13 protein-coding genes are annotated in these 13,118 nt (G+C 41.4%); 6 read left to right on the top strand and 7 right to left on the bottom strand.

The genetic code is table 11. From position 1 onward, the window contains the following. Window positions 1-291: 291 nt before the first annotated feature. The 3 genes from rplU (at window position 292) to HWE15_RS14700 (ending at window position 4,116) form a co-directional block, all read left to right on the top strand. On the top strand, window positions 292-603 hold the full coding sequence (gene rplU, locus HWE15_RS14710) for a 50S ribosomal protein L21 (RefSeq protein ID WP_290508308.1): 312 nt from the start codon (window positions 292-294) through the stop codon (window positions 601-603). A gap of 34 nt (window positions 604-637) precedes the next feature. Then, entirely contained in the window at window positions 638-898 is a 261-nt protein-coding gene (rpmA, locus tag HWE15_RS14705) for a 50S ribosomal protein L27 (RefSeq protein WP_290508307.1), read from the top strand. A 152-nt stretch (window positions 899-1,050) separates the two neighbouring features. Further along, window positions 1,051-4,116: a glycosyl hydrolase gene (locus HWE15_RS14700; protein ID WP_290508306.1), complete on the top strand. Its 3,066-nt coding sequence runs from the start codon at window positions 1,051-1,053 to the stop codon at window positions 4,114-4,116. Window positions 4,117-4,153: 37 nt separating this feature from the next. On the opposite strand, the gene HWE15_RS14695 is transcribed toward HWE15_RS14700, so the two are convergent. Genes HWE15_RS14695 through lipB form a run of 6 tightly spaced genes read right to left on the bottom strand, consistent with a single transcriptional unit; the run spans window position 4,154 to window position 9,882 of the window. Beyond that, window positions 4,154-4,783 (bottom strand): rhomboid family intramembrane serine protease, encoded by a 630-nt coding sequence (locus HWE15_RS14695; protein ID WP_290508305.1) that lies wholly within the window; start codon window positions 4,781-4,783, stop codon window positions 4,154-4,156. A 3-nt stretch (window positions 4,784-4,786) separates the two neighbouring features. Next, the gene (locus HWE15_RS14690) at window positions 4,787-5,773 is read right to left on the bottom strand and encodes a polyprenyl synthetase family protein (RefSeq protein WP_290508304.1); all 987 of its coding nucleotides are present in this window, start codon (window positions 5,771-5,773) and stop codon (window positions 4,787-4,789) included. After that, window positions 5,736-7,934, bottom strand: a complete 2,199-nt coding sequence (rnr, locus tag HWE15_RS14685; protein ID WP_290508303.1) for a ribonuclease R — start codon at window positions 7,932-7,934, stop codon at window positions 5,736-5,738. Before rnr ends, HWE15_RS14690 begins: the two co-directional genes overlap by 38 nt. 46 nt (window positions 7,935-7,980) lie before the next feature. Next, on the bottom strand, window positions 7,981-8,730 hold the full coding sequence (locus tag HWE15_RS14680) for a 3'-5' exonuclease (RefSeq protein ID WP_290508302.1): 750 nt from the start codon (window positions 8,728-8,730) through the stop codon (window positions 7,981-7,983). A 6-nt stretch (window positions 8,731-8,736) separates the two neighbouring features. Further along, window positions 8,737-9,138: a hypothetical protein gene (locus tag HWE15_RS14675; protein ID WP_290508301.1), complete on the bottom strand. Its 402-nt coding sequence runs from the start codon at window positions 9,136-9,138 to the stop codon at window positions 8,737-8,739. Between the two features lie 27 nt (window positions 9,139-9,165). Then, window positions 9,166-9,882, bottom strand: coding sequence for a lipoyl(octanoyl) transferase LipB (gene lipB / locus HWE15_RS14670; RefSeq protein WP_290508300.1), 717 nt, complete (start codon window positions 9,880-9,882; stop codon window positions 9,166-9,168). 81 nt (window positions 9,883-9,963) lie between these two features. Here lipB and HWE15_RS14665 point away from each other — a divergent pair, with 81 nt between their 5' ends. Continuing rightward, window positions 9,964-10,320, top strand: coding sequence for a YraN family protein (locus tag HWE15_RS14665; RefSeq protein WP_290508299.1), 357 nt, complete (start codon window positions 9,964-9,966; stop codon window positions 10,318-10,320). Window positions 10,321-10,331: 11 nt separating this feature from the next. Next, a complete protein-coding gene (locus HWE15_RS14660; RefSeq protein ID WP_290508298.1) occupies window positions 10,332-10,859 on the top strand; it encodes a YSC84-related protein in 528 nt (175 codons plus the stop codon). On the opposite strand, the gene HWE15_RS14655 is transcribed toward HWE15_RS14660, so the two are convergent. Then, window positions 10,856-11,710, bottom strand: coding sequence for a hypothetical protein (locus HWE15_RS14655; RefSeq protein ID WP_290508297.1), 855 nt, complete (start codon window positions 11,708-11,710; stop codon window positions 10,856-10,858). The genes HWE15_RS14660 and HWE15_RS14655 overlap by 4 nt on opposite strands. 131 nt (window positions 11,711-11,841) lie before the next feature. Here HWE15_RS14655 and HWE15_RS14650 point away from each other — a divergent pair, with 131 nt between their 5' ends. Next, entirely contained in the window at window positions 11,842-13,044 is a 1,203-nt protein-coding gene (locus HWE15_RS14650) for a pyridoxal phosphate-dependent aminotransferase (RefSeq protein WP_290508296.1), read from the top strand. The last annotated feature ends 74 nt before the right edge of the window (window positions 13,045-13,118 follow it).

Genomic DNA, 13,118 nt, shown 5'->3' with positions numbered 1-13,118 from the left:
TCAAAAAATTGATAATGAATTGAATTCATTCTAAGGCCCTGATAATCAGTATAAATCGATTTTTTTGATAACATTTTTGTTATTAAAAGCTTGGGTTTTGGATTTATTTTTATATCAAAATTTTAGCCTTGAGTCGATTTATGTAGGGGGAATTTCAGCAAGCATAGTTATTCCCATTCCTTAGGCATTTTTTAGTGCTATCATCCTGAATGATTTTTTAAGGAAGTTTTTTTGTTCTCAGAGAGTTGCCTATATTTGCACTCCGATTTTCTCAAAGAATCAATTTATAACATGTACGCAATTGTAAACATCGCTGGTAAGCAGTTCAAAGTAACTAAAGATCAGTCTATCTACGCTCCAAAAATGAACGTAGAAGCTGGCGCTTCCGTGGAATTTGACCAAGTACTATTGGCTGAAGCTGATGGGAATGTGTCAGTTGGTGCACCATTAGTTGAAGGTGCAAAGGTATCTGGCAAAGTGCTAGATCATGTAAAAGGTGATAAAGTGATTGTCTTCAAGAAAAAGCGAAGAAAAGGCTACAAGAAGAAGAATGGTCACAGACAAGATTTCACTAAATTGTTGATCGAAAATATTACACTCTAAGTTTTCTTTTTGAAAACCCTAAACGTATAAAACCATGGCACACAAAAAAGGTGTAGGTAGTTCCAAAAACGGTAGAGAGTCCCACTCCAAACGATTGGGCGTTAAAAAATTTGGTGGTGAGCAAGTAATTGCTGGAAACATCATCGTAAGACAAAGAGGTACTAAACATCACCCAGGCAACAATGTAGGTTTGGGTAAAGATCATACCTTGTTTGCTTTGACTGATGGCGTAGTTTCATTCAGAAAAAAAGCTGATGGTAAGTCTGTAGTAAGCGTAGTTCCTGCAGAAGCTTAATTAAAAATTTAAATACAAAAGCCTCACTTGAGTTTTCGAGTGAGGCTTTTTTTTTGCCAAGATTTATTTCGACCATTGATCATTTTTTTGTTCTGCATTCTCTTTACATCTGCTAATTTTTTATCTTCAACAAACCACCAAACAAAATCCTTATGAGAAGAAGAACTACTTGGGTGGTATGGGCTTTTGGAATTCTGACGCTTTGGCTTTCCCCCAGCTCCTACTCCCAACAAATTGCAGACCCTAAAGTCTATGATGCTCTCGAGTGGCGTCTTGTTGGACCTTTTAGGGGCGGAAGATCTGATGCTGTTACAGGCGTTGCAGGATCTGATCATACCTACTACTTCGGAAGTACCGGAGGTGGGGTATGGAAAACCGTTGATTCGGGACAAACCTGGAAGTCCGTTTCGGATGGTTATTTCGGCGGATCCATTGGATCGGTCGCTGTTTCCCTAAGTGATACAAGTGTCGTATATGCAGGAGGAGGCGAGAAAACTGTTCGAGGTAACGTTTCATTTGGTTATGGTATTTGGAAAAGTACAGATGCTGGAAAATCATGGGAACGTGCCGGGTTGGATAAATCCCGTTTTGTTGCGCGTCTTCGGATTCACCCAACAAACCCAGATGTAGTTTATGCCGCGGTATTGGGAGATATTTTCAAGCCTGATGCTACCCGAGGTGTTTACAAGACTACGGATGGAGGAAAAAATTGGGAGCAGGTTCTTTTTGTCAGTGATGTGGCTGGAGCGGTTGATTTGATTTTGGATCCTAATAATCCTGAAGTCCTTTATGCGACCACTTGGGAAATTAAGCGAACCCCTTACTCTTTAGAAAGTGGTGGTCCCGGTTCCAAGATGTTTAAATCCTCAGATGGAGGTAAAACCTGGGAGGACTTGACCCAAAAAGAAGGGTTCCCTGAGGGAACCTTAGGTATTATGGGCATCTCGGTTTCTCCATTAAACTCCAATCGACTCTATGCGATTATTGAGAATGAAAATGGAGGGGTTTATGTATCAACAGATGCAGGTGAAAGCTGGACTCGTACCAATGAAGACAGAAGTTTGCGGCAGCGAGCTTGGTATTATTCGCGAATATATGCAGATCCACAAGACGAAGAAACCGTCTATGTCCTCAATGTAAGTTATCATAAATCGACTGATGGAGGTAAGACCTTTAAGGGAGCAAATGCCCCTCATGGAGATCATCATGATCTTTGGATAGACCCCAATAACAATCAGCGAATGGCAATTGCTGATGACGGCGGTGCACAAATATCCGAGGATGGGGGAGCCAATTGGTCAACATATATGAATCAACCAACCTCTCAGTTTTACAGAGTAACTACTGATAATTCCTTCCCTTATCGAATCTATGGTGCCCAGCAGGATAACTCTACCGTGCGAATCCGCCATAGGATTGATGGACGTGGAGGAATTACTGAAGACCATTGGGAGCCTACTGCAGGAGGTGAATCAGGGTGGATTGCTCCGGATCCTGACAACAATGACATCGTTTATGGGGGGTCTTATGGAGGTTACTTGACCCGTGTGGATCATGAAAATGATATTTCCCGGTCTGTCAATGTTTGGCCTGATAACCCAATGGGACACGGAGCTGAGGATATGAAATATCGCTTCCAGTGGAATTTTCCGATATTCTTCTCTCCTCATGATTCTGATCTTCTTTATACAACAAGTAATAGATTCCATCGCTCACGGGATGAAGGACAAAGCTGGGAGGTGTTTTCTCCTGATTTGACCAGAAACGATGCCAGTAAGCTAGGCCCCTCAGGTGGTCCGATCACTAAGGATAATACTTCTGTTGAATATTATGCGACGATTTTTACAGCTGCTGAATCACCTGTAAAGCAGGGAGTCATTTGGGCAGGCTCGGATGACGGACTAGTTCATGTGACTACTGATAATGGGGAAACTTGGCAAAATGTCACTCCATCTGACATGCCGGAATGGTTGCAGATCAATAGCATTGAGGCAAGTCCATTTGATCCAGCAGAGGCATATTTTGCCGCGACAGGATACAAGACTGGGAATTATGAACCTTATCTATACAAGACAAAGGATTATGGGAAAACCTGGACGAAAATCACTTCTGGAATAGATCCGGAACATTTCACTCGAGTTGTCCGAGCTGATCCTGTGAAACGAGGAATGCTCTATGCCGGAACTGAAACTGGTATGTATTACTCAAAGGATGACGGGGCTAGTTGGCATTCCTTGCAAATGAATCTTCCGATTGTTCCTATTACAGATTTGGCTATCAAGGAGAATAATTTAATTGCAGCAACCCAAGGACGGGCATTTTGGATTATTGATGATTTGACTGTTTTGCATCAAGCAGAACCTGGAATCGAGAATAAGGCTTTGCATCTTTTCAAGCCTCAAGATTCCTATCGTATTGACGGGATGAGTAGAAAATCCACGACAAGCGGTACCAATCGAGCAGGAGGAGTGCTGGTTTATTATTTCTTGAAAGAAAAACCTCAGGATGAATTGCGAATCGAATTCTTGGATAACAAGGACAATATATTGCGTACCTTCTCCACAAAAGGATATAAAGGCGACACCTTGAAGGTGAAGGCCGGTAGCAATGAGTTTAATTGGAACCTTCGAGTTGAAGATGCTGAAGGGTTTGATGGATTAATCATGTGGGCTGCCAATCTCAGAGGACCTAAAGTGGTTCCCGGTTATTATAAAGTTCGTATGACTTTGGGTGGTGAAACACAGGTACAGCCGTTTAAAGTTTTGGCGGATCCACGCTATCCAAGCACCCAGGCAGAGTTAGAGGAGCAGTTTGACTTCTTAATGAGAGTCAACCGAAAACTTACAGAAACGCATCAGACTATTAAGTTGATCCGGCAGTATCGTACTGAATTAGATAGCATGGAAAATAAGCCTGCGAATCTGGAGGAAATCCAAGCTGAAATGAAGTCTATTGAAGAAACGCTTTATCAGACTAAAAATCAAAGTAATCAGGATCCTTTGAACTTCCCTATTCGCTTGAACAACAAGCTGGCTCACCTAAATTCCATTGTTGGAAATGGTGATTATAAACCTACTAATCAGTCTGAGGAAGTTCGTCAAGAACTGACCGAACAGATTGATGTACAGTTGGCGCGCTTTAAACGTCTCGAGCAAGAGGAAATCTCGAAGATTCTCAACATCGATGAACTGAGAACTAAGCTAGATATCAAAAAATAAGGTAAGGCCTCCCGGAATTTCCGGGAGGCTTTATTTTTTAGAAAATTCTAAAACTTTTGATTTGCTCAATAAAATCGAGCGCACTGGATGGGGAAACTAGCAATATGAAAACGATACCAAATAAGGCTCCAAAAAGATGAGCGTCATGATTGATCCCGTCGCTATCCTGCTTTCCTTTAGTGTATGAATAAATAAGAAATAGGGCTCCAAGAATAAATCCAGGCAGGCAAACAATTCCAAAAAGACAAATATCTGCAAGTGGTAGAATGATGATACTTGCAAAAACGGTAGCGGCCGTTCCCCCCGAAGCTCCCAGGGCTCTGTAATAGGAATTGTCTTGATGCTTGTGATAGGTTGGAATATCCGCAATCACGATTCCAATTATATAAAAGAATACAAAAACAAATCCTCCAAGGGAGGCCCCGAACTTATACATCAAGAATTGCTCGACTACCCTTCCGAAAAAATAAAAGGTAAACATGTTGAACAAGAGATGAATGTAATCTTTATGGATGAAACCCGAGAGAATGAATCGGTCCCATTGCTTCCTCCTTTTTATTAAATAGGGAGTAAACATCCAGCGTTCCGTCAAGGTATGATTATTAAATCCTAAGAAACTGCTGATCACAGTTACCAGGATCAAAATGACCGTAATAGAAAGATTCATGGGTTATTTTTCTCGGTGCACGAGGGCTTGTGCAATGTCATACAAGCCTTGGTAATAGGACTCATTTACTTTTTGGATTTTTTCCAGTTGGGAAAAACCAGCATCAAAAAACTCATTCATCTTTTCTTCAGCTAGTTTTCGTACACCAATTTTTTCATAAAGGGTTTTGACCTCTTTCACTTTTTCTTTCGGATCAAACTCCTCCACTTTTAGCCAATGATTTAGCGTTTCAGCATCTTCATTTCTTGCTAATTCCAGCGCTTTGATTAATAAGAAGGTCTTTTTGTTGGAAATAATGTCTCCGCCCACTTGTTTTCCAAATTTGGACTGATCTGCAAAGACGTCAAGCAAATCGTCTTTTAATTGAAATCCAATTCCAATACTGACTCCAAAATTATACAAGTGTTTTTGGTCCTCTTCGGAAGCTTGGCCAAGCATGGCTCCTAGTTTCAGAGCAAATCCCAACAAGACTGCTGTCTTAAGTCGGATCATATTGAGGTATTCGTCCTCTGTGACATCCGCTCTGACTTCAAAATTCATATCGAGTTGTTGCCCTTCGCATACTTCTGCAGCCGTCTGATTGAAGGCTTGGATGACGCTTGTCAATAGATTCGATGGGGTAGGAAGGAGCAATTCATAGGCCTTAACCAGCATGACATCCCCTGAAAGAATCGCAACATTTGGATTCCATTTTTCATGGACGGTTTCTTTTCCTCTTCGCAAGGGAGCCTGATCCATGATGTCATCATGCATCAAAGTGAAGTTGTGAAATACCTCTACTGCTGCAGCTTGGCTAAGGATTTTTTCAGGATCATCCTGAAAAAGGCCATAGGAAAGTAAACTTAATAAGGGTCTTATTCGCTTACCTCCCAATTTTAAAATGTAGCGAATCGGTTCGTAAAGTTCATTTGGTTCTTCTCCAAATGAATAATTGCTCAGGAAGCTTTCTAATTTATCTAATAGCGCTGGAGCGAGTTGGTTTTTCGTCATTTTCTGCAAATTCGAGGTCGATGGTTCTTCGGTCAATATCGGTATTAACTACACGAACCCAAACTTTGTCTCCCAAGGTGATCATTTTTTTTGATCTGGATCCGACAAGCCGCATGTTTCGCTCGTCAAACTCATAATAATCGTCGGTCATATCGGCTACCCGTACCATTCCCTCACATTTGGTTTCGGTTATTTCTACAAATACGCCCCATTCCGTCACGCCAGATACAATACCCTCATAGTCTTTTTCTTCCGCTAGAGACATGTATTCTACCTGTTTGTATTTGATGGAAGCGCGTTCTGCATCCGCTGCGCGTTTTTCACGATCGGAAGAATGGACGCATTTCTTTTCCCATGGCTCTGCCTCAGGAGATTTTCCACCGTCCAAATAATGCTGCAATAAGCGATGCACCATCATGTCGGGATAGCGTCGAATCGGTGAGGTGAAATGGGTATAGTGAGGGAATGCCAACCCAAAATGACCTTTGGGTTCAGTTGTATACTTAGCCTTTGCCATAGATCGGATGGCCAATTGCTCCAAAACGTTTTGCTCGGGTTTTCCCTGAATCTCATCCATGAGCTTGTTGAGCGAAGAGGCAACTTGGCGTTCACTGTCTAATTTCAGCTGATGTCCAAAACGCTTGGCGAATCCAGAGAAAATTTCCAATCGGTCCATATCTGGGGAATCATGAGTTCGGTATACAAATGTATCCATCCCATTATGCTTCTTGAAAATAAATTCAGCCACATGTTTATTGGCTAATAGCATGAACTCTTCGATCAGCTTATGAATGTCTTTTCGCTCTTTGACCATCAGTCCAAGCGGCGTTCCATTATCATCCAGTTTGAATTTGACTTCAACGGTTTCAAAATTGACTGCTCCATGCTGGAACCTTCGCTTCCGGATTTTTTTTGCCAATTCATTGAGGTGCGTTAGCTCCGCGAAAAAGTCTCCCGATTGCTGATCTATGTTTTGTTGGGCATCCTCATAGACGAAGCGTCTATCCGAATGAATGATTGTTCTTCCAATCCAATGATTAAGGACTTTGGCATCCTCATCCATTTCAAAAACACAGGAAAATGTTAGTTTATCTTCATTCGGACGAAGCGAGCAGAGCCCGTTGCTTAAGTGCTCTGGAAGCATAGGGATTGTTCGGTCTACCAAGTAGACAGAGGTTGCCCTGTCAAATGCTTCTCTTTCCAAAGCTGTTTTGGGCTGTACATAATGGGTGACATCGGCAATGTGAACGCCAATTTCCAGATTTCCATTTTCGAGTTTCCGGTAAGAAATCGCATCATCAAAGTCCTTGGCATCCGCTGGGTCTATGGTGAATGTGGTGATATTCCGGAAGTCTTTTCGGGCTTTAATTTCCTTTGGGCTAATGGTGTCTGGAATGGCATTCGCTTCTGCTTCTGCCTCTTTCGGATACTCGAATGGAAGTCCGAATTCAGCCATGATGGAGTGGATTTCCACTTCGTGAACTCCGGCTTTTCCAAGGACTCGAGTGACTTTTCCAGTTGGATTTTTATCCCCTTCCCGCCATTCGGTCAATTTGACCACAACTTTCTCATTGTGTTGTGCTCCTTTTAAATCTCCACGATGCACGAAAATATCTTTGTGCATTTTTTTGAAATCTGGAACCACAAATGCAAAGCGTGGGGAAATCTCTACTCTTCCCACAAACTCATCTCGAGCTCTTTCCAAAATTTCCAACACTCGACCTTCGCTTCTTCCCCCTCGTCCTTTGGTTGGGTAAACCATGACTCGGACCCGGTCATCGTCCAAGGCTTGCTTCAGGTCTGCTTCCTTTACGAGGATGTCTCCATCTGTGGCCTCAGGATCATCCGGGATGATGAAGGCAAAACGGGGGTTGACATAATCGACTTTACCGGTAATGAATTCTGGATCTTTTTTGGATGAAAAGTAGTTTCGTGGGCTTTTGGCTATGCTGCCGTTATCCACGAGTTTGAATAAAATAGGTTCAACAGCTCCTTTGGATAAGGCATCCCGGATTTCAAGTTTTTTGATTATCTGCTTTGCAGAAAATTCTTCCCCATAATGATTGTCTAAAAATGATTTAATCTGTCGGGCAAGCTGTGAAGCTTTGGGTGAATTTGAACCCGAATTTTTTGGGTTCCTTCTATTTGATTTTCTTCCCATACTGGGTAATTGGTTGTTTTGATAAGTCCAAAAATAAATTCGGAGCTTAGTTGTGTTCTTTTTTTAGGCTGTCAAGATGTATGACTTCGATATCCATTTCATCGATTCCCGGATTCATTGCTAGGTAAACGCGAGCGGTTACCTCTACATCTTGAAGGCAATATTTCTGGATTCGATCCATGTCTTTTTCCAGGTGAAAGGTGGAATTAACCTGACTTCCATCAAGGTCGTCTTTCGAAGTAGGAATACCAAAAACAGAAGCCAATAATTCAAGCCGGGTGTAATATTTATAATCTCCGAACTTCCACAATTCCATAGTATCTAGGTGTCGGATTTCCCAAGGTTTTTTCCCTGCCAGTTGTAGGGGTTCGGGTAGGGGAACTCCCTGGATGAGCATTCTTCGGCAGAGGTAGGGGAAGTCAAACTCTTTTCCATTATGGGCACATAGCACCCATTTTTTCTTTTGGAGCAATTCTGAAAAAGAAATCAATAACTCCCGTTCATTTTCATTTTGAAAAACTTTGGAACGGAAAATCAGCTTTTTTTCTTTCTTTTTCCATTGAAAATATCCCACTCCAACGCAGATAATTTGTCCAAATTCTGCATGGATTCCTGCCCTTTCAAAATAGAGAGCACCTGGTTCAATAATTCCGTTAGGATCTTTCTTTAGGTACTTTTCTTTTTTGACCCATTCCTCCCGAAGGCGCTCATCTAAATCTTCAAAACGCTCTGTGAGGGAGGCGGTTTCTATGTCTAAAAACAAAATATCGCCCAGTTGATTAAAAAAATCGGCCATGGTTAATTAACTATGTAAAACCCCTACTAAACCTAATTCAGGGATCATTTGCTGCAGTGAGGGGTCAAAACTGCCAGGAGTAAAGATAAACTTTTTGTCAAAAATCTGATCAAGGATATAGTAACTCACCCAAAACTCATTGGTTAAGGCAAAGACTGCTGGATCTATGGGTTCCACTTTGGCGACACATTGTGGCCCGAGCTCTTTGATCAAATGTCGAAGAATGGAGGTTTTTCGTAGCTCCCCTTCTAGTTCTCCATATCCTTTGGAGGTAATCATGACCGTATTGAGTTCGATCAAATTCAAGTTGATAATATATACACCCCATTCTGTTCCGGATTCGGTCTCTTCTTTTGCAATGGCAAGCTTCACTCCGGTTACGGGTGAAAAATCAATATCTTTTTTCATGTTCGAGCTGATGAGGATACTGGATGATTAGTACAGTTCCATTTCAAATAAATCCACTAAATGCTTTTTGACTTTTGCTTTTACTTCATTTTCATCGACGGGTTTTCCTAATTCTAAGTGAAGTGAGGTAACTGCTTTATCATCGATTCCACATGGGATAATATGTCCGAAATAATCCAAGTTTGCATTGAGATTAAAAGCAAATCCATGCATGGTGACCCAACGACTGGATTTGACGCCCATGGCACAGATTTTCCGAGGATTTTCTTGCTTCACCGGATCAAGCCATACTCCAGTCAATCCATCAATCCGACCAGCTTCAATATCATATTCAGCTAAGGTTCGGATAATTGCCTCCTCCAAGAATCTCAAATAGCGATGGATATCAGTAAAGAAATTTTCCAAATCAAGGATTGGGTACCCGACAAGTTGGCCCGGTCCATGGTAGGTGATGTCTCCACCCCGGTTGATTTTGTAAAAGCTTGCATGATGGTTTTCAAGCCCTTTTTCATCCAGAAGTAAGTTTTCCGGTTTTCCGCTTTTTCCCAAAGTATACACATGGGGATGTTCAACGAATAGCAAGTGGTTTTCTGTAGCAACTTGTTCCGCAAGCGGTTTTTTTCGGTTACTGATTTTAGTCGAGACAATAGCTCCAAACAGCTCTTCCTGATAATCCCAGGCCTGCTGATAATCCATGCGACCTAAGTCTGTGAATTTTACTTTTTTGTTGATAACTTCATTCATAATTGAAATAGGCCGAGTTGCAACTTTTAACTAAAGCAAAAAGCCTTTCGTTCGGATTTTTCAAAATTAAACAATTCCTGAATGGCTGAACATCTTGAATCGGGAAAGCATGCTGAAGATTTAGCCCGTCAATGGTTGGAATCGAAAGGGTATGAATTTTTAGAAAAGAATTATCGCTATAAACATGCAGAAATTGATCTGATAATGAAGCATAAAGGTTTATTGATTTTTGTGGAGGTGAAGTTTCGTTCAGGTACAGGTTTTGGTTTTGCAGAAGAGTTTGTAGATCATGTCAAAAAGAAGCTAATTGTAAAGGCTGCTGATGCCTATATTCATCAAATTGACTGGCATCAAGATATTAGATTTGATATTGTTGGCGTTTATAAAAACAAAGTAGGAGTCATCAATTTTCGGCATTTTGAAGATGCATTTTATTAACTTTATTCATTATGAAAAAGCTAGCAATCACCTTGGTATTCCTGTTATTAACAGGATTTGTCTTTTCCCAAACAGATAAAAAGGACAAGCAGATTTTTGAAGATGCAATGGAAGCAAAATCCGAATTTCTAGAAGATGATCCTGGTATGTCAGAGCTTTTCAATTCTTCCTATGGCTATATTATCCTTCCTAATGTGGGAAAAGGTGGCTTGGGAGTGGGAGGGGCTGCTGGAAATGGAGTAGCTTATGAGCATGGAAAACACATTGGATATGCACGCATGACACAGGTTACGATTGGTTTTCAGGCTGGAGGACAGGCATACAGTGAGATTGTTTTTTTTGAAGATAAAGAGGCTTGGGAGCGTTTTAAAAATGGGAAAATTGAAATGGCCGCCCAAGTTTCAGCAGTTGCCGCCGCCGCAGGAGCTTCTGCTGATGCAAAATATGTGGATGGGGTGATGGTCTTTACCCGAACAAAGGGTGGATTAATGTATGAGGCATCCGTGGGAGGGCAACAGTTTAAATTCAGGGATTTTTAATTGGCTCGATCTGATCGATAGACTAAATTACCTTCTTGGTCCCATTCTGCTCGGATGTAAGGTTTGAATTCATCCATGTAGGGTTCTTCTTGATATTGGATTTCCCTTTTTCGAATGGCTCGCGTGTTATTGGTGTCCCAGTACTCGGTCCAAAGTCCGACCTTTTGACCGAAGCGATATTCTCCGGTTACTGCGACTTGCCGGTCTTCATAAAAATAGAAAAAGTACCCTTCTTCAAGTCCATATTGGATCGGAGTGATTTTTTCGATGGTTTTGGACGTCCTGTTGTAATAGCTGATTCGGGATTCGCGAGGCCATCCTTCTTTGTAATGATTTTTGTCCTGCAGCACATTTCGTGCATCAAATAGCATCCAGGTGTCATGCTTCATTCCATAGTAGTACATTCCGCTTTCTACCACTACTTCATTGATTCTCCGTTCGTATGGTCCATGTAAAAGATATCCCTGACCAGCTTGGTAATTTTCATTTTTAATGGTTTTTTCCCCTGGGTCATACCAATATACATCTCGGATATAAGGATCAGGTTGACGGGAGGCATCTGTGTAATTGAATAATTCGACAATTTCCTGCCCGCGATTATTTTGGCGGAGATAGGCACGCTTGGTCTTAATGCCGAAATAGATATTCTTGCGTTCCTTTTTTTTCTTTTCTTTTTTCTCCTCCTTCTCGTCTCGATCATCAAAAAGCAACAAAGGCATGGTTGTAGGGAGTACGGAGGAATTAACCACCCCTGTGCTGTCAGGATCTGATTGTTTTTCTCCTTTGGTTTGAGCCCAACTTTTTGAAAAGCAGAAAATAAGTAGGAGGAACAAAAAGGAAATTCGCTGCATAATCTAAAAACGGGATTTTTTGGTCCGTATTTTACTCAAAAATAACATTTCAAGATCAATTCTCTCAGATTGTTTAGAATTAATAATCTTCTGCCTATTTTTGAGGAATTTGTAAAAAAATCAATCAAAAAATGAATTCTATTCTATCGGATCGCATCTTGAATATGGAGGAATCAGCCACCCTCGCCATGGCAAAAAAAGCTAGGGAGCTGAAATCTCAGGGAATCGACATCATCGGACTGAGTCTTGGTGAGCCAGATTTTAAAACTCCTAAACACATTCAGGAAGCTGCCAAAGCTGCAATTGATGAGGGAAAATACTTTTCCTATCCTCCAGTAGCTGGTTATCAGGATCTGAGAGAAGCCATTGCAAAGAAACTTAGAGAAGAAAATAATATTCTTCAGGCAAAGGCAGAAAACATCGTTGTTTCCACAGGCGCGAAGCATTCCATTGCTAATACATTCATGTGTCTCCTGAATGAAGGAGATGAGGTGGTGATTTTTTCTCCGTATTGGGTGAGTTATGCAGAGATAATCAAATTAGCTGGGGGTGTTCCAATATTGATTGAGGGAACCTTGGAAAATAACTTCAAGGCGACTGCCGCTCAATTAGAGGAAGCTATCACAGATAAGACTAAAGCTGTAATTTTCTCTTCTCCATGTAATCCTACGGGTTCTGTTTTTAGCGAGGAGGAATTGAAAGCCATTGCAGATGTGGTGAAGTCTCATGAGGGAATCATGGTTATTGCTGATGAGATTTATGAACTGATCAATTTCACCGGAAAGAATTTTAGCATTGCTTCACTTCCTGGAATGTTTGAGCGTACGATTACAGTGAATGGTTTTTCAAAAGGATATGCCATGACCGGTTGGCGTGTAGGATATATCTGTGCTCCGTTAGAAATCGCGAAGGCTGTTGAGAAAATCCAAGGACAGTTTACCTCTGGCGGCACAGGAATCGCACAGCGGGCAGCATTGGCAGCGATTGCCGGTGATCAAACGCCTTCCAAGGAGATGGCTGATGCTTATTTTAAGCGAAGACAATTGGTTTTGGAATTGCTTCAAGAAATTCCGGGAATCAAGACCCATATTCCTGAGGGTGCATTTTACTTCTTCCCTGACGTGACCTCCTATTTTGGAAAATCAGCGCACGGTCACACCGTAAATAATGCGGATGATCTTTGTTTGTATTTATTGGATGTAGCCCATGTTTCTTTGGTGACAGGATCCGCCTTTGGAGCTCCAAATTGTGTTCGATTAAGCTATGCAGCTTCTGAAGAAGAATTAAAAGAGGCTCTTAAGCGATTGAAAAAAGCGTTGGCTGAACTTTCTTAATTGAAATCAAAATAAACAGGATATCCTGGTCAATCGGCCAGGATATTTTTTTGCCCTTCTGGAAAGGCTTACTT

The sequence above is a fragment of the Algoriphagus sp. genome (genome assembly GCF_013373065.1).
Classification (GTDB): Bacteria; Bacteroidota; Bacteroidia; order Cytophagales; family Cyclobacteriaceae; genus Algoriphagus.
This window is presented reverse-complemented; position numbering and strand designations above follow the sequence as displayed.

Bases quoted from the DNA above. Each gene is read 5' to 3' on its own strand.
- rpmA (WP_290508307.1), top strand. From the start codon at position 638: ATGGCACACAAAAAAGGTGTAGGTAGTTCCAAAAACGGTAGAGAGTCC.
- rplU (WP_290508308.1), top strand. From the start codon at position 292: ATGTACGCAATTGTAAACATCGCTGGTAAGCAGTTCAAAGTAACTAAA.
- HWE15_RS14690 (WP_290508304.1), bottom strand. From the start codon at position 5,773: ATGACGAAAAACCAACTCGCTCCAGCGCTATTAGATAAATTAGAAAGC.
- lipB (WP_290508300.1), bottom strand. From the start codon at position 9,882: ATGAATGAAGTTATCAACAAAAAAGTAAAATTCACAGACTTAGGTCGC.
- HWE15_RS14665 (WP_290508299.1), top strand. From the start codon at position 9,964: ATGGCTGAACATCTTGAATCGGGAAAGCATGCTGAAGATTTAGCCCGT.
- HWE15_RS14695 (WP_290508305.1), bottom strand. From the start codon at position 4,783: ATGAATCTTTCTATTACGGTCATTTTGATCCTGGTAACTGTGATCAGC.
- HWE15_RS14700 (WP_290508306.1), top strand. From the start codon at position 1,051: ATGAGAAGAAGAACTACTTGGGTGGTATGGGCTTTTGGAATTCTGACG.
- HWE15_RS14680 (WP_290508302.1), bottom strand. From the start codon at position 8,730: ATGGCCGATTTTTTTAATCAACTGGGCGATATTTTGTTTTTAGACATA.
- HWE15_RS14655 (WP_290508297.1), bottom strand. From the start codon at position 11,710: ATGCAGCGAATTTCCTTTTTGTTCCTCCTACTTATTTTCTGCTTTTCA.
- HWE15_RS14660 (WP_290508298.1), top strand. From the start codon at position 10,332: ATGAAAAAGCTAGCAATCACCTTGGTATTCCTGTTATTAACAGGATTT.
- HWE15_RS14650 (WP_290508296.1), top strand. From the start codon at position 11,842: ATGAATTCTATTCTATCGGATCGCATCTTGAATATGGAGGAATCAGCC.
- HWE15_RS14675 (WP_290508301.1), bottom strand. From the start codon at position 9,138: ATGAAAAAAGATATTGATTTTTCACCCGTAACCGGAGTGAAGCTTGCC.
- rnr (WP_290508303.1), bottom strand. From the start codon at position 7,934: ATGGGAAGAAAATCAAATAGAAGGAACCCAAAAAATTCGGGTTCAAAT.